The sequence below is a fragment of the Candidatus Frankia alpina genome (genome assembly GCF_902806485.1).
GTDB classification, from domain to species: Bacteria; Actinomycetota; Actinomycetes; order Frankiales; family Frankiaceae; genus Frankia; species Frankia alpina.
In genome coordinates this window covers 1-15656 of record NZ_CADCWT010000103.1, presented here as the reverse complement: position 1 = coordinate 15656, position 15656 = coordinate 1, and the positions used below count along the sequence as shown (strand labels likewise).

Annotated in this window: 16 protein-coding genes, 1 tRNA gene and 2 pseudogenes; 9 read left to right on the top strand and 10 right to left on the bottom strand. The window is 70.9% G+C overall.

Translation table 11 applies throughout. The features are described from left to right. The 3 genes and pseudogenes from G6R25_RS12870 to G6R25_RS12860 form a co-directional block, all read left to right on the top strand. Positions 1–868 (top strand): annotated as a pseudogene (locus tag G6R25_RS12870) (hypothetical protein); the annotation flags it as partial. A 630-nt stretch (positions 869–1498) separates the two neighbouring features. Further along, positions 1499–1966, top strand: a complete 468-nt coding sequence (locus G6R25_RS12865; RefSeq protein WP_235948254.1) for a hypothetical protein — start codon at positions 1499–1501, stop codon at positions 1964–1966. Further along, positions 1963–2382 (top strand): DUF3817 domain-containing protein, encoded by a 420-nt coding sequence (locus tag G6R25_RS12860; RefSeq protein WP_163553160.1) that lies wholly within the window; start codon positions 1963–1965, stop codon positions 2380–2382. The genes G6R25_RS12865 and G6R25_RS12860 overlap by 4 nt, the downstream gene beginning before the upstream one ends. A 68-nt stretch (positions 2383–2450) precedes the next feature. Here G6R25_RS12860 and G6R25_RS12855 read toward each other — a convergent pair whose 3' ends face one another. Both G6R25_RS12855 and G6R25_RS30465 read right to left on the bottom strand, forming a co-directional pair. After that, a complete protein-coding gene (locus G6R25_RS12855) occupies positions 2451–3062 on the bottom strand; it encodes a hypothetical protein (RefSeq protein WP_163553159.1) in 612 nt (203 codons plus the stop codon). Between the two features lie 288 nt (positions 3063–3350). Then, on the bottom strand, positions 3351–3584 hold the full coding sequence (locus tag G6R25_RS30465) for an FDXHR family putative zinc-binding protein (protein ID WP_419469353.1): 234 nt from the start codon (positions 3582–3584) through the stop codon (positions 3351–3353). Between the two features lie 403 nt (positions 3585–3987). Here G6R25_RS30465 and G6R25_RS31465 point away from each other — a divergent pair, with 403 nt between their 5' ends. Both G6R25_RS31465 and G6R25_RS31460 read left to right on the top strand, forming a co-directional pair. After that, entirely contained in the window at positions 3988–4515 is a 528-nt protein-coding gene (locus G6R25_RS31465) for a helix-turn-helix domain-containing protein (RefSeq protein ID WP_336501352.1), read from the top strand. A gap of 33 nt (positions 4516–4548) precedes the next feature. After that, complete coding sequence (locus tag G6R25_RS31460; protein ID WP_336501350.1) at positions 4549–4875, top strand: hypothetical protein; 327 nt, start codon at positions 4549–4551, stop codon at positions 4873–4875. A 102-nt stretch (positions 4876–4977) separates the two neighbouring features. Here G6R25_RS31460 and G6R25_RS12845 read toward each other — a convergent pair. Both G6R25_RS12845 and G6R25_RS12840 read right to left on the bottom strand, forming a co-directional pair. After that, positions 4978–5066 (bottom strand) — tRNA-Ser (locus tag G6R25_RS12845). Positions 5067–5151: 85 nt separating this feature from the next. Then, a complete protein-coding gene (locus G6R25_RS12840) occupies positions 5152–5625 on the bottom strand; it encodes a MarR family winged helix-turn-helix transcriptional regulator (protein ID WP_136446716.1) in 474 nt (157 codons plus the stop codon). Between the two features lie 263 nt (positions 5626–5888). Here G6R25_RS12840 and G6R25_RS30455 point away from each other — a divergent pair. From G6R25_RS30455 to G6R25_RS12830, 3 genes and pseudogenes are all read left to right on the top strand, one after another. Then, positions 5889–7395: pseudogene (locus G6R25_RS30455) on the top strand (MFS transporter). A 125-nt stretch (positions 7396–7520) separates the two neighbouring features. Further along, entirely contained in the window at positions 7521–7727 is a 207-nt protein-coding gene (locus tag G6R25_RS26995; protein ID WP_235948248.1) for a hypothetical protein, read from the top strand. A 13-nt stretch (positions 7728–7740) separates the two neighbouring features. Beyond that, on the top strand, positions 7741–8121 hold the full coding sequence (locus G6R25_RS12830; RefSeq protein WP_235948246.1) for a hypothetical protein: 381 nt from the start codon (positions 7741–7743) through the stop codon (positions 8119–8121). Here G6R25_RS12830 and G6R25_RS12825 read toward each other — a convergent pair. The 5 genes from G6R25_RS12825 to G6R25_RS12805 form a co-directional block, all read right to left on the bottom strand. Continuing rightward, complete coding sequence (locus tag G6R25_RS12825; protein ID WP_163553158.1) at positions 8055–8816, bottom strand: ABC transporter permease; 762 nt, start codon at positions 8814–8816, stop codon at positions 8055–8057. The genes G6R25_RS12830 and G6R25_RS12825 overlap by 67 nt on opposite strands. After that, positions 8813–9859 carry an ABC transporter ATP-binding protein gene (locus tag G6R25_RS12820; RefSeq protein WP_163553157.1) on the bottom strand — a complete coding sequence of 349 codons (1047 nt, stop codon included), beginning with the start codon at positions 9857–9859 and terminating at the stop codon, positions 8813–8815. Before G6R25_RS12820 ends, G6R25_RS12825 begins: the two co-directional genes overlap by 4 nt. A 249-nt stretch (positions 9860–10108) precedes the next feature. Beyond that, positions 10109–10558: a hypothetical protein gene (locus G6R25_RS26990; RefSeq protein WP_235948244.1), complete on the bottom strand. Its 450-nt coding sequence runs from the start codon at positions 10556–10558 to the stop codon at positions 10109–10111. An 84-nt stretch (positions 10559–10642) separates the two neighbouring features. Next, complete coding sequence (locus G6R25_RS12810; RefSeq protein WP_163553156.1) at positions 10643–11521, bottom strand: LLM class F420-dependent oxidoreductase; 879 nt, start codon at positions 11519–11521, stop codon at positions 10643–10645. Positions 11522–11742: 221 nt separating this feature from the next. Continuing rightward, entirely contained in the window at positions 11743–12633 is an 891-nt protein-coding gene (locus G6R25_RS12805; RefSeq protein ID WP_163553155.1) for a class II glutamine amidotransferase, read from the bottom strand. 816 nt (positions 12634–13449) lie between these two features. Between G6R25_RS12805 and G6R25_RS12800 the strand changes: the two genes are divergently transcribed. After that, positions 13450–14799 (top strand): glycosyltransferase family 4 protein, encoded by a 1350-nt coding sequence (locus tag G6R25_RS12800; protein ID WP_235948242.1) that lies wholly within the window; start codon positions 13450–13452, stop codon positions 14797–14799. On the opposite strand, the gene G6R25_RS12795 is transcribed toward G6R25_RS12800, so the two are convergent. After that, on the bottom strand, positions 14730–15656 hold a 927-nt coding region (locus G6R25_RS12795), incomplete at its 5' end, for a carbohydrate kinase family protein (protein ID WP_235948239.1). The two genes, G6R25_RS12800 and G6R25_RS12795, sit on opposite strands and share 70 nt — an antisense overlap.

Below are 15656 nucleotides of genomic sequence, written 5' to 3'. Positions count from 1 at the left end.
GCTGAGTCTGGCCCTGGTCGCGCTGGTTGCCCTGCTTGACCTGCCGGGCTCCGATTCCACGGACCCACCGACCACCACGGTGACCGCGCGCCCCCGACAGACGGAGACGCCCTGGGCGACCACGAGCGCCACGCTGGACCCGTCCCGCCCGCCAGCCGCCTATCGCCCCCCAGCTACGGAGCCTTCGGCCGGCGTCCCACGGGAACAGGCCAGCACGGCCAGGTCGGCGGGTACCGAGCGGCCGTCGAGCGGGGCTTCCACACAACCGTCGGCGAAGGGCGCCAGACCCGACCCGGGGGGCCCGGCCCAGGACGGCACCGGTGCGGTCGGCGCCAGCCTGACGCCGTCCGCCACCGGCATCTACGCCAGCTCCGCCGCCCCTTTCCCACCCGGGTCACGGGTCGAGATCCCCGGCGACGAGGCTGCGGACTGGGTGCTGTTCGGTGAGGGATGGGGCGGGGTGCAGAACCGGGCGGCGCTGCCGGTCCCGCTGCTCACCGCGAGCGCGGTGGGCGTCTCGACGATGTCGACTTCGGGTTTCGACTGGAGCGGCGGGATGCCGACCCAGAACGGCACCGACGACACCGACCGGCTCGCGGTGCAGGGCACGGCCGTGTTGTCGACCTTCGTCGTGCAGGCCCGCACGCTGGACGTCTACCTCGGGTCGTCGTCGGGACAGGTCGAGATCGCCGTGTCCTCGCTGCAGGACCGGCGGACCTTCACCGTCCAGTTGCCCTCGACGCTGGTCGATGGTTCGGCGGACGCCCGAGTGAGCGTGTCGCTGCCGGCTGGTATCGGTGCCACCACCGTGTCGATCTCCAGCGGGAGTTCCGCGACGTGGAGGCTCGCGGCCGCCGTGCTGCGGTGACGGTCCGTTGATGCCGGCGGATTGTTGACGGGCAGTTAATGACGGTTCACCGGGCAGGCCGGAGCACCGGCGGATCCGCCTGACCATCGCTACCTGGTAGCCCGACGTTACGGCCGTCCGGCAATCCGGCAACCCGGACCCGGCTTTCGGACTTTCGAGTCCGAGTAATCACAACAAAATGGCTAGCCCATTCGGATCGTCCACGTGCGATCCCGAACAATATTAAAAATCTTGTCTCCGGCGGCAACCAAACGACACCTCCGGGACGACTGACCATATGAACGCCACACCGGCCCCCACACCAGGAGGTCCGGTCGGCGTTTCGGTCCGTTCGTCCGGCTAACCCCCCCCAGCCGAGCGAGCGGGCCGCCACGCGATACCGGGGCTGGCCGGTCAGGCCAAGGCCGGCCAGCCCCGGCGCACCCGGCGCATGATGGTCGGCCAGCCGCCGTTGCGGCCGCCGCGGCCTCGGGCCCGCCGAAGCGTCCGTCGCCCGGCCCGGCGAGCCCACCACCGCCGGTGTCCCTCACCCGGCCGAGTCCTCGATGGTGTGAACCTGGTTGCTGACACCTGGCCGCGACCTACGCGAGCCGGACCCGGAGGGGTAGCGTCGACAGCGTGCGCCGGCTGTTGTTTGCACCCTCGTGGATAGCGCGTCATCTCCTCGCGCTCGCTCTGATCGCGCTGTTCATCCGCATGGGGGTGTGGCAGCTGACCAAGGGCGAGTCGGCGCAGGGCTCGTTGCAGAACCTCTTCTACGGGGTCGAGTGGCCGATCTTCGCCGTCTTCGTCGTGTACTGGTGGTACAAGATGATCAGGGAAGAGCTGGCGCCCACGGACCTCAGCGGTCCCCAGTGGGGCGCGGGCGGGCGGATCGCCCCCGAGGCGCCCTGGCGGCCGGAGCTGGACGGCCCGCGGATGTTGCCCCCCGGGTCGAGCTCCTCGCCCGAGGAGGACGAGGAGCTCGACGCCTACAACCGCTACCTCACCTCGCTGTACGAACGCGATGTGCTGGTCGAGGCCCTGAAGCAGCTCGAACCCAAGCAGCTCGACTCGAAGCAGATCAACGTGAAGCAGATCAACGGAGCCCGCCGATGACCCCCGCACCCTCCCGCACCGCCGGGGGACGTTCCGCCGCGCCGGCGGTCCGAGCCGCCCTGCTGCGGTACCGCGTGATCGCTTACGTCGTCGGCGTCGGCCTGATCCTGCTGGTCTGCGTCGGCATGCCACTGAAGTACGCCGGCGACAACGACGCCGGCGTCGCGACGGTCGGTCCGATCCACGGCGTGCTGTACGTGGTGTACCTCGCCTGTGCGTTCGACCTGGCGAGCCGCTGCCGGCTGTCGCTGCCGCGAACGATTTTGATCATGCTCGCGGGCACGATCCCGTTCCTGTCGTTCGTCGCCGAGCGCTGGGTCAGCGCCCTGGTCCGCCGCGAGCACCTCGCGGAACCGGCAGGCGCCAAGCCCGCCCGCCCCGCCACCGGCGAGGCGGCTGAGGCCTCCGCCCGCTGACCGTCCACGGTCCCCAGTGCACTGCCCAAGCCGGAAAGCCTGCGTGTCGCCGAGCCGGCAGGGTGGCGTCACGCGCAGCCGGCCGGAGCCAGCCCCGGAGCCGTTGCCGCACCGGTGCGCTGGCGAACCGCCGCAAGCGCGGGGCGCCGGCGTCTGGCGGGCACGGCGACCGTGATGACCTCGCCGAGCCCGAGCCGCCGCAGCCAGGTCGGGCGGAACAGCCCGCCACCGGCGGCGGACAGCACCTGGTCGATCTCGGTGCCGAAGGCAAGCAGCCGCCCGTCCGACCAGGTGATCAGCTCGCTGCGGGCGCCTGACGGTCGGGCGAAGACCAGCCGGGCCCGCGCCGGTTCCCAGACGACGGTGACGGTGCCGGTGGCGGGCCCCAGCAGGGCCCACCGACCACCGGCGCGGTAGACGGCGGCGGATGCCTGCGCCGACCGGCGGACGCCGGCGGCCCACGGCGCAGGGTCGGCGATCACCACGAGCCCGGCGTCGTCGACGACGATCGGCGAGGTCGGGTCCGCGTCCGGATCCGCCGCGCTCACCGCTCCGAACACCCCGTCGGTGTGCACCCCGCGCGCCGCGGGCAGCCCGGACGCGGAGGAGGCCAGCATCGTGGTAAGCACCGCCCGCCGCACGTCGACCCCATCCAACCGGACCAGCCCGCAAACCGTCATCGGCTCCTCCGTCCTCCCACCCCGCCCGGCCACGCAACACGCGGCCCGAGGCCGGCGAGCGAAGCACGACGTCCGGCGTCGTGGTGGGCTCGCGCCCCACGACCGGGCGCACGCGCCGCGGTGGGCGGCCACGGGTGCTCCAGCGCCGAAACGTAGCAGTTCCGCGACCGTGTCACCGACCCGTTGACTGCAATCGCAGGCGCAGTCGAAAAACCGGCAGTCGAGGAGAGTTTCGGCCGTCCGGCGGGAAACACCGGACGGGTCCGACGCCGCCCCCAAGGGGATCGGTCAGGCGGCGCCGACGCCGGACTGCTCGGGTTCCCGCTTCACCCGCCGGGCGACGATGACCGGATGGGCCGGACATTCAACCAGATGGTCGTCGAAGCCCTGCACACTCGGCCAGGACTGATGGCATGAGCCGCAATGGGTCGTGGCCGGATCTGTCCACCGCGCATCGCAGCCGGCACAACTGGCCGTAACCGCACTATGCGCGCCAGCCTCTGGCTGCCTACGGCGGGGCACCTGGATCGGCAGTGCCGGTTGCCGGCTGGACTGATCCGGGTCGGGGTGCAGGGTCACGGAAATCGCGCGAGGACGCCGAGACGAGGAGACGGCGGCCGGGATCGCGCGAGGGGATGTCGACCGACGGGGAGGCACCCGGCCATCCTGTCGCAGACCTGCACAAGCGTCACGCAACCGGCCGTCGAGTCTTCAGGGTGTTTGTCCAGTGCCAACGCTCCGGAGACGGTCAGGTCGGGGCGATCCCGCCCACTCCGGGCATCTCGCGCAACCTTTCGGGTCGCTCAGGACAGGCGGCCGTGGCGGACACCGGCAGACACCTAAAATCACAATGCACGGACACTTAGCCATGGGGCAGCGAACGACGGCACGATCGGCACCGGTCGGACTGGCTACGGTTGCCCGTATGACGACCCCCTCGGCGGGACCCGACCCGGCGGACCCGGCGCCCGAGGGTGCCCGGATGGGCGTGGGCGCGCTGTTGCGCCAGTGGCGGGAACGACGCAGAGTCAGTCAACTCGAGCTAGCACTTCGGGCGGATAGCTCCGCCCGGCACATCAGTTTCGTCGAGACCGGCCGGGCCACGCCGAGCCGAGCCATGGTGCTGCGCCTCGCCGAACATCTCGACGTCCCGGTGCGGGACCGCAACGCGCTGCTGATCGCCGCCGGCTATGCCCCGGCCTATCCCGAGACTCCGCTGCACGACCCGGCGATGGCCACCGTGCGCGCCGGGTTGGAGCAGCTGCTCGCCGCCTACGAGCCGAACCCGGCGCTGGTGCTCGACGGGCACTATGACGTTGCACTGACCAACCGCGCGGTGCTGGTTCTACTCACCGGCGTGCCGGCGGATCTGCTGCGCCCACCGCTGAACGCGATGCGCCTCACCCTGCACCCGCGGGGGCTCGCGCCGCGGATCGTGAATCTGGCGGAATAGCGGGCGCACCTGCTGGCGAGAATGCAGCGGACCATGATTCCGCGCGGCTCGCCGACGCTTCGCGCGCTCTACGCCGAGGTGGCCGCCTATCCCGTTCCCGACCGGCCGGCCGGTGACGATCCGGGTGCGGACACAGGCCTGGGATCGGCGAATGCGGCGCCGCCGGCCGACGGGGAACCCCCGGCGCTCGCGCTGCCGATGCGGATCGTCGTCGAGGGCCATCTGCTCACGCTCATCTCGACACTGACGACATTCAACACCCCGATGGACATGACCGTCTCCGAGCTGGCGGTCGAGACGTTCCTACCCGCCGACCCGGAGACGGCCAAGGCCCTCGCCGCCCTCGGCGAGCGGCGGTGACCCGGCCGGCGTTCGAACCGGCCGGCCCGCCGGGCCGCCTCCCCCGCTATGCCGCCTGGCCGCGGGCTATGCCGCCGGGAATCGCGCAGAACCCTGACAATGCGGAGGGCGTGGGATTCGAACCCACGATGAGGATCACTCCCCATAGCGGTTTTCAAGACCGCCGCCATCGGCCACTAGGCGAGCCCTCCTACCTGGCACTACGCCAGACAAGCGAGCTCATCCTACAAGATCCGATCATCGCCCGGCCGCCGCCGCGACGCGGCGCAGAAGCGGCTACCGGTCGGAGACGTGGGTGGGACGGGGCCAGGGATAGCCGTTCTCGGCCTCGCAGGTGATGTTGAAGCGGCCGAGCAGGTCGGCAAAACATCGCCGGTCCTCGGCGGACCAGTTCCCGAGGACCTGGCCCAGCCCCCGCAGGACCACGTCGCGGTCGGCATGCAGGCGCGCCAGCCCCTGCGGCGTGACCGCCAGCTTGCGGGCCATCCCACCATCGGGATCGGGGATGCGCTCGACCAGGTCGGCATGGAGCATCGCCGCAGCCTGCCGGTTGACGGTGGAGACGTCCAGGGCGAAGGCGTCAGCGAGCTGCCCGATGGTCATCGGCCCCTCCGCCTCGATCCGGCTCAGCAGTAAGTACGCCGAGCGGTCGAGGGTGCGGCCGTGTTGCTTGTGGGTGGACGTGGGCAGGATGTGATGGCGGGCAAGCAGCAACAGCTCCCGCTCGATCTCCTGCAGGTCCTCGAGCACGCTCGCCTCCGCTGCGCATCCGGGCACCTATGCCCTCGTCTGATCGTGACCTTTATCCCAGACTATGCGCAGCACCGACACCTGTGCACAGCACACATAGCATGTATCGTACACACCAACGATCGTCCATGGCTCCTGAAACGATCTCGTAAATCCCCCCTCGCAAGCGACATGGTCGTGCCACACCCGCAGTCACTCGCGGTCCGCGCGCAGACGGTCACCTTCCGTCGGTGCTCCTCGCCGTCATCCATCCGGAGGCTCCCATGGCACAGGCGTCCGCCGACCCGACCAGTCGGCAGGAGGGCGCGCCCGCGCCCGGGCTGATGATCGGGGCTCTGGCCGCGGCTGGAGTCGTGGTCTCGGTCATGCACACCCTCGTGGTGCCGCTGATCTCGGACCTTCCCGAGCTGCTGCACTCCTCCGTCTCGAACACGGCCTGGGTGGTGACCGCGACCCTGCTCGGCGCCGCGATCTCGACGCCGATCGTGGGCCGCCTCGGCGACATGTACGGCAAGAAGCGGATGATGATGGTCAGCCTGGTGCTGCTGATCATCGATTCGGTCGTCTGCGCGCTGAGCAGCGCGCTGTTGCCGGTGGTCGTCGGGCGTGCGCTGCAGGGCCTGGCGACGGGCCTGATCCCGCTGGGGATCAGCGTGATGCGCGACGAGCTCCCGCCCGAGAAGCTCGGCTCGGCCCTCGGGCTGATGAGCTCCTCGCTGGGCATCGGCGGCGCCCTCGGCGTCCCCCTGTCGGCGATCATCGCCCAGCAGGTGAACTGGCACGTGTTGTTCTGGGGGGCGGCCGGGCTCGCGGTGCTGACCCTGCTGGTCATCTGGAAGGTGATCCCCGAGTCGCCGGTGGGCGACAAGACCCACGGTCGATTCGACTTCGTCGGCGCCCTCGGGATGTCCGCCGGCGTGCTGTGCCTGCTGCTCGTCATCTCCTAAGGGCAGCGACTGGGGCTGGACCAAGAGCACCACGCTGGGGCTCGGCGTCGCCGCCGTCGTGATCCTGCTCGCCTGGGGCTTCTGGGAGCTGCGCACCCCGAGCCCGCTGGTCGACCTGCGGATCAGCTCCCGCCGTCAGGTCCTGATGACCAACCTGACCTCGGTCATCGTCGGATTCGCGATGTACGGCATGTCGCTGATCATCCCGCAGCTCCTGCAGGCTCCCAAGGGCACGGGCTACGGGTTCGGCCAGTCGATGATCGTCGCGGGCCTGTGCTTCGCGCCGTTCGGCATCGTGATGATGCTGGCCTCCCCGGTCACCGCCCGGCTCTCCGCGGCCTTCGGGTCCAAGGTCACCCTGATGATGGGCGCGGCGACGATCTCGGTCGGCTACGGGCTGGGTCTGGTGCTCATGAGCGAGGTCTGGGAGATCATCTCCCTCGCCTGCATCATCGGCCTCGGAGTCGCCCTGGCCTACGCGTCGATGCCCGCCCTGATCATGGCCGCGGTGCCGGCGACCGAGACCGCCGCCGCTGCCAACGGCCTAAACACCCTGATGCGCTCGCTCGGCACGTCCTCCTCCGCCGCGGTGGTCGGCGTGGTCCTCGCGCACATGACCACGACCTTCGAAGGCGTCGCGCTGCCGTCCGAGAGCGGCTTCCGGCTCGCGTTCGTCCTCGGCGCGGGGTCGGCCCTGCTCGCGCTGCTGCTGGCCACCTTCATCCCCGGCCGGCGGGCGAGCGCCGTGGTCGCCGTCCCCTCGCAGCGGGAGACCAAGGCCACCGCCGCCGAGACGGGGACCGTGGACGCGGTCCAGGCCTGACCGTCGGCGGGCGTCGGCGGCCGATCCGTGTCATCCGCCAGCGCCCGCCGAACACCGGCCCCGCCGCGCCCGTCCGCGTGCCGGGCCGCGGTGTGGGCCCTCGCTCACCCGGGCATCTGGTTAAGGTGCGCAGACACGGCCAGCAGAACGGGATCCGCGAGGTCGGCCGGCACGCCTACCGCGACCAGGACTGGTTCCCGGAGGGCGACCGCGATCGCCCGGACGACCGCGACGGTCGCCTGAACGGGCATCACGGGCAGGGCCGCCGGCAGGACCGCACCCGGCCGGATCTCGACGACGCGACCGCCGACGCGGTGGGCCCGGCTCAGTGAGGCCCTGGAGTGGGTGGAGCGAGCCCGCGGAGCCCTTTACGAGTTCCACCAGTTGTCCGGGCACGCGGATCTCACCCTGATCGAGGCCATCAGCGGGCTGGAGGACGCCGGGCATCCGGGGATCGCCGCCAACATCCCCGAGGAGCTGTACGGCCGCAATGTGCTCGATGGACGCTGGACCTTCCAGATCGTCGAGGAGTACGACGAGCTGTACTACCGTCCGTTCGTCGAGGTGGACGAGGAGGTCCGACGGCGGCTCACCGACGGGATGCGCCACGTCCACGAGGCCCGGATGAAGGCGCGGGAGCGCGCCCGGGCCGCCATCCGTCAGGCGTCCCGGCGCTTGGCCAGGATCAGCCCGATCACGAACAGGCCCACGCACACAACGGCGTAATACACCAGCGAGCCCCAGGGCCCGAAGGGCATGCCCTCGATCACCGGGGGGCCGTCGGAGGTCTCGGGCTGTCCGGCGACGATGAAGTTGTTACCGACGGCGAACGGCAGCCAGTGCTGGAGGTGATCGCCGATCCGCGGGATCGCCGGCAACAGGTTCTCCAGCAGGAGCAGGTAGATAAGTTCGATCACCACCGCCCCGGCGGACTGCCGGACGATCAGCCCGACGGCGAGGGCCAGCACGGCGGACAGCAGGTAGAGCAGCCCAACGCCGAACACGTTGCGGTACTCCTGCGCCGTGTCGAGCGTCAGCGGCGCGTCCGGCTGGATCAGCGTGGCGATGCCCCAGGAGCCGACCGCGGTGATCTCTCCGACGATTCCGGCCAGTAGCGCGACGACCACGGCCTTCGCGACCAGCGCCGGCGTGCGGGTGGGGACGGCGAGGAAGGTCGACCGGATGGTGCTGAACCGGTATTCGGTGGTGACCGCCAGCGTGGCCATCACCATCATCACCACGAGCCCGAAGTTGAAGGCGAACTGGGTGACGCTCGGGGTGAATTCGGGCAGGTCGGAGGGCTTGGTGGTCGCTGCGAAGACGGACGTCAGCCCCACGGTCAGGGCAGTTGCGATGATCATGCACCACCACGGCGAACGGGTGGAGAACAGCTTGATGCGTTCGACGGTGAGCAGGGTCATCGCGCGTCGCCTCCCCGCGTCGCGTCCGCCGCAGCGGTCTGGACCCCCCGCGCCGGCGGCCCGGTGAGCTGGGCCGGGGCGGCGGGCGTACCAGCGGACGGCGAGCCGTTTCCCGCCCCCGCGAGCGCACCGGCGTGGTACTCGACCTCGCCCCCGGTGAGCTGAATGAACGCCTGTTCCAGCGAACCACGCTGGGCAGCCAGCTCGTGCAGCACCAGACCGACCCGCCCGACCAGCTCGCCGATCTGTTCGGTGCTGGTGTTCGGCACCAGCAGCGCCGCCGGACCGTCGTCACCGGCGGGCACGTCGCGGACGGCGAGCCCCTGACCGGTGAGCACCCCGTGCAGCCGCTCCATCTCGGGGCCGCGGACCCGGACCGCCGACTCGGACGCCATGTCGATGAAGGCCCGGGTGCTGGTCTGCGCGATGAGCCGGCCGCGCCCGATGACGATGAGTTCCTGGGCGGTCAGGGCCATCTCGGAGAGCAGGTGGCTGGAGACGAAGACCGTCCGGCCCTCGTCCGCGAGCCGGTGCATGAAGCGGCGGATCCAGAGGATCCCTTCCGGGTCCAGGCCGTTGACGGGCTCGTCGAACAGCAGAACGCCCGGATCGCCGAGCAGCGCCGTCGCGATTCCGAGCCGTTGTGCCATGCCGAGCGAGAAGCCACCGGCGCGCTTGCCCGCCACGCCGGTCAGCCCGACGATCTCCAGCACCTCGTCGACCCGCTTCGCCGGGAGCCGGTTGGACGCGGCCATCCAGCGCAGGTGAGAACGCGCCGAACGGTTGGGATGCACCCACTTCGCCTCGAGCAGCGCGCCCACCTGGCGCAGCGGCTGCTTCAGCTCGGCGTACCGCCTGCCGTCGATGCGGACCGTGCCCGCGCTCGGGCGGTCGAGCCCCAGGATCATGCGCATCGTGGTGGACTTCCCGGCGCCGTTGGGCCCCAGGAATCCGGTCACCTTGCCGGGCTGCACCGTGAAGGACAGGTCGTTGACGGCGACCGTGCGTCCATACCGCTTGGTGAGCCCTTGTGCCTCGATCATTCGCCCCCTTTCGTCAGAGATCGTTTCCGTAGTGCGGGGATGACCGGCCCCCACGAAACCCCGATCACTCCGGCACGCCGGCCACCCGAGGCATCGCCCCGGTGGGCATCATCGTCGTGGAGCCATCATGGTCAGGCCAGTCATCGCACCCGGGGAACCATATCGTCCTGCCGACAGTGAAACAGGACTGCGGAGGCGGCGACCATCGGGCCAGCCCCCGTATCCGACCGGGGGGCGCCGGCCGGGCGGTCAGAGCACCCGTCGCCGGGCGAGGATCGCCTCGGCGAGCTCGGAGACCCGCCGGCGCTCGACTGCCCGCTCGATGGGAACGCGGTATTCCAACGCATACTGGAGCTGCCGAGCGAGTTTGTCATTGCGGTCGGCGGCGACGTTGAGGGTGCCGACCGGACCGCCACCGAGGCGCGCCGGGATACCGAGGACGGCATGTATTGCGCCGTCGAGGAGAGCGGGGACGGCCCGCACGACCTCGCTGACCAGCTTGGCGAGCTCGATCTGGCGGTGGGCGGTCCCATCGATTGCGGCCGACCGTTCAGCCGCAATCGACGAGTTGATCATCCCGAGCGGGCGGCTCCGCCCATCGGCGGACATCAGGCTGACAACCAACTCCGACTCCCCGTCCACCACGACCGCCGCCGACGTCGCATCCGCGGACGGGGTGCCTGAAATGGCTGCGGGCATGCGTCACTCTCCATGACTCGGCCGCAGACACAGGGCAGGCGAATTGATCGGTTACCGCAAGACTACCGTATGGGGTTTCTCTGGTCAGGGTGACGCAGGGCTATGGATCGCACCTGCGAGACGGCCCCACCGCGCGAGCGGGAGCTGGGTCGGCGCCGAGGTCAGAACCTGCACGGCGACGTGATCCGCACCTGCCTGTTGATGCTCGGCGATCCGCCCGAGGACGGTATCCAGATCGCCCCAGGCGACCACGGCGTCAACGAGCCGGTCGGAGCCGCTCCCGGCCAGGTCGGCGGCGGTGAATCCGAGCCGGCGCAGGTTGTCGGCGTAGTTCGGCAGCCTGAGGTAGCGGGTGAGGCTCTGGCGAGCGACCGCGCGGGCGCTGCCGGGGTCGGTGTCGAGCACGACCATCTGCTCGGGTGCGAGCAGCGCATCCGGCCCCATGATCTGCCTCGCCCGCCGAGTGTGTTCGGGCGTGACGAGGTAAGGCAGGGCGCCGAGGGTGCGCCGGGACGCGATCTCCAGCATCCGGGGACCGAGTGCGGCCAGCGCCTGGTCGGACCGGGGCACCCCGAGCTCGTCGAGCGTGTCCAGGTAGTCGAGAAGAACCTCGACCGGCCGCTCCCAGCGGCGGCCCGTCACCTTCTCCACCGGGTCCCGGTGCCCGACGCCGAACCCGAGCAGCAGCCGGTCGGGGTGAGCCTTGCCGAGCATCGCGTAATGGTCGGCGACGATATCGGCCTTCTCGGTCCAGATGTTCAGGATGCTCGTGCCTACCGCTAGCCCCTCGGTGCCATCCAGAATGGCGGCGGGAAGCTCCAGATCCCCACTGGCACTGCCGATCCACACTGTCGGGATACCCATCGCCGCCACTTCGGCGGCGACCTCCGCCCGCGACCGGACGTCCGTCGGCCATTGCCGCTGGGCTGCCCAAAGCCCGATCCTGCCGACTTCAAGTACCACGACGAGCCCCTTCCGCGCAGGGAACTGCGACTGTCCGTGCCATTACCCGTGCACCATTGCTACCCCGTGACCGCACCCGCTATGTCGGCAGGTTTCATCGAACTGCGCGGGAACGCCGGGCGGACGGCCCATGTGGGCGGCAGCTGACGGACATGCCCGCCGAAACACCGCACCGCAACCGAGCCGCGGCGGCCGGGCCTGCCGGTGACGCCGCACCGGGATCAGCCGGCCATCGGCAGATCGGGCACCGATGTGGTCTGCGACACGGCCGCCTCGGGCCGCAGATCCTCCAGGGAAAGCTGGTGAGCGGGCGGGCCGTCGAGCACGATCCGCGAGGTCGCCGCGAGATCGGCCGCGACATGGAGCAGTTCACCGCTGTCCATCAGGCGCCAGCGCGGATCCTCGTCCATCCGCTCACTCTCGACCACGACCGCGGGCTCGTCGCGCAGATCGAGGGAGCGGACCCGGATCTCGCTGAACGGGCTTGCATGATCGAGGTGGCGGTCGTTGCGTCCGCCGGCGCCGCGCTGGAGCACGTACAGGCCGTTGGTGTCCGGGTAGCGCAGCGCCCACAGCTCCCGATCGGTGATGAGGATCATGTTGATGGAGTAAAGGGGGAGGTTCTGCGCGACCCAGCGCGCGGCCGCGGCGATGCCCTCGCCCGCGTCCCCGTCGTGCGCGTCGATCTCCCGGGTGACCAGCGCGAAGAAGCGCTCGGAGTCGGTGTCGCCGAGCACCGGCAGGCCGGCCGTACCGAGCTCCGCGTCCAGTTTGTCCAGGCCCTCGATCACCCCGTTGTGAGCGAAGATCCGCCCGTCGCGGACGAACGGGTGTGTGTTGGCGTCGCTGGCCTGGCCGGTGGAGGCGTGCCGCACATGCGCGACGAAGGTCGACGAGATGACGTCCTGGGCCTCCCGGGCGAACGCCGTGTCCGTGCGGCTGCGGATCGCCTGCCTCACCACCTGTGGGACCCCGTCAGCGTCAAAGGCGCCAAGCCCGGCGCCGTCCGGCGTCCGCAACGTGGCCGCGCGTGGGCTGTCGGGCGCGTCCAGCAGCCAGAACGTGGCCTTGATCCGCTTCGGACCACTACTCATCGCGAACAGGTGGCACATCGACGCCCTCCCTCACGTTCTTGACGGCCCCGGTCACCGGCCGGGACCCGGCTCACCGAGGCACGCGGGATCCAGCGGCCCGGGCGCAGCGATGGCCGTCGGTGGAGCGAAGAGGGCAACGTTACCTCCGGCCCGAAGCGCTGGCGATCGGCTCGGCGCCCAGGATCGACGACTGACGACACGTTTGGTGAAGCTCCCGCGAATGTCCTGTTCCCAGCGTCGACCCCGTCGCTCCCGGTACATGCGGCACGTTCCACGCCGGAGTCCGGCGGCCGTGGTGGCGTATCAGAGCGGTAGGGATGACAGTATTGTTGTTTCGTTCCGTTTTGCCAACACAACGGCGGATGTAGCCGGATGGTGCTGGCGCGCCAAGCACGGCATCGATCACCGTCCTCCGGCCTCGGCGCGGGCCCCTGGCCCTGGGCTCGGGTCTCGGGCTCGGGTCTCGGGGCGGCCGTGAAAGCTCGCGAACACCGATCGGTCCTGATCGGAGCCCATCGTGCCCGGCTCCGGGCCGCCCTCGACGCGGCCTGAACGCTCCCAGGATGGTCCCCGACCACCGGGAAACAGCGGCGCCCGATTTTAATCGCAAGTTCGGACAGAAGACCGACTCCCGGTGGATCACCACACGGTATCGGACCTGCCCGGACAATATCGGCAGAGGCTCGCACCACGCAATTTCACCGCACCCACCGGATAGTCCAGGAAGAATCGCCGGACGTTCGACGACAATCGCCTGTCCGGGTCATGTCCGCGGTAACGTATTCCCATCATTCCCGCAGACTTCGGTGACCGGACCGATGGAAACGGAGACGCATGGCGGATTCGGTCCGATCGCTACGCGCCCTGTGCATCCTGTTCTTCTGCGAGCAGTACCCGCCGGCGGGCAGCTACACGGCGACGCTGGCCGTCGCGCTCGCCCAGCTCGGGCACGAGGTGCACGTGCTCTGCGCCCAGGGTCACCGGATCGTCGACTCCGTGCAGAACGGGGTGCACGTGCACCGGCGGCCGCTGCTGCGGGTTCCGGTCAGCCGCGGGCTGGGCCCGGTCGGGGCGCGGCTGCGCGGGCCCCTCTACCCGCGGGACTCGATCACGCTGCGCGTCAGCCTGCCGCTGTCCTACAGCTTCTGGATGCGCCGCCTCGGCCTGCACCCGGACGTGATCGAGACGCAGGACGGAGAGACCCGCGGCCTGGTCCAGGCGCTGTACCGCACCCGCCCGCTCGCCATCCACCTGCACTGCCCGACCATGCTCGCCGTCCAGCTCCTCGGCCAGCCCATCGGGTACAAGGGCCGGCTCGCCGACCGGCTCGACAGGATTTCCGTCGATCTCGCCGCTGTGGTGACCTCCCCGTCTCAGCTGCTCGTCGACACCCTGCGTGAACGCGGCTGGCTGGATCGGCGCGCCGTGGAGGTGATCCCGAACCCGTTCGACGCCATTCCCTGGCGCGACGTCCCGGACGTCGCCGGGACGTCGCCGACGGTCGCCGCGGTCGGCCGCCTGGAGGCATACAAAGGGGTGGATGTCCTGCTCGACGCGTCCGCGCGGCTCCACCGCGCGGGCATCACCCACCGGCTGGTACTCGCCGGCCGCCCCGCCGGCCTGATCGGCGGCACCCCCGCCGGCACCTGGCTCGCCCTGCGGGCGCGCGAGCTCGGCCTGGACGTCGAGTTCCCCGGCCATCTGTCCGGCGCCGAGGTCCGCGACCTCTACCGGCAGGCGCGCGCCGTCGCCGTGCCCAGCCGCTTCGAGAGTTTCTCGATCACCGCCGTCGAGGCGATGGCCGCCGGGCGGCCGGTGGTCACCACGACCCGGACCGGCGTGGCACCGTTCGTCGAACGCTGGGGGTCCGGGACCGCGGTCCCGCCCGACGACGCCGAGGCGCTGGCCGCCGCGCTCGCCCCGTTCCTGCTCAACCCCGCGCGCGCCGCCGCCTGCGGCGCCCGGGGCCGGCTCGGCGTGGCCGAGATCGACCCGGCGGCGATCGCTCGCCGCAAGGAGGACGCCTACCGCCGCGGCATCGCCCAGTTCGCGGCATCCACCGGACCCCGCGGCGACACTGCCGGGCGCATTCCGACCCCCCGTGCCCGGCGGTCCTACCCCGACGGGTTCGGTAGGCCGAACACCAGATCACGGAGCTCGTCGGCGGTGGGCAGCGCCTCGTAGGCACCGAGCCGGCTGACCGTGAGCGCCGCGGCGGCCTGCGCATGGCGGACGGCGGTGGCGGGGTCCGTGCCTGCCACCAGGCGGGCGGCGAGCACCGCGGTGAAGGCGTCGCTGGCCCCGGTCGTGTCGATCACTCCCGCCGCGACGGCGGGATGGACAGTCGTCGCGCCGCCGGTCCGCACCACACATCCTCGTTCGCCGTGGGTGACGCAGACGGTCGGGACGCCGAGCGTCTCGCAGACCGCCTCGGCGAGGCGACCGGCGGGCCGCCCAGCAAGCAGCGCGCGGGCCTCGGCCTCGTTGGGGACGAGGAGGTCGACCTGCTCCCACGGAACGGTCCCGATGACTGCCGAGTCGGCCGGCGCCGGCGCCGGATTGACGACGACCCGCCTGGCGGCCTTGGCGGCGGCGGCGATGAGGTCCGGAGCCCGTTCGGCGAACTCGAACGTCACCAGCGCCTCGTCGGCCGGGCCGCACATCGCCGCCGCGGTCTGCACCTGGTCGGGGGTGATGGTCAACGCATCGGGAACTTGCCACACGACCGCCTTCTCGCCGTCGTCCCGGACGTGAACGACGCAGACAGGCCTCGGGGTGTCCGGGATGACCGCCATCGCCGACACGTCGATCCCCTCGCCGACCAGAGCCGCCCGGACGGCCGCGCCCACCACGTCGGCTCCCACCGCCCCCACCGCGGCGACCTGCGCGCCGAGCCGGGCCAGGGTCACCGCCTGGTTGAGCGCCTTCCCGCCCGGCACGGTCCACATCGCCTCGGCACGGACGTCCTGGCCCCAGCCCGGCAACCACGGTGTGCTGACCAGGCAGTCGAGGACGAACGCGCCGACGACGAGAAACCGCGG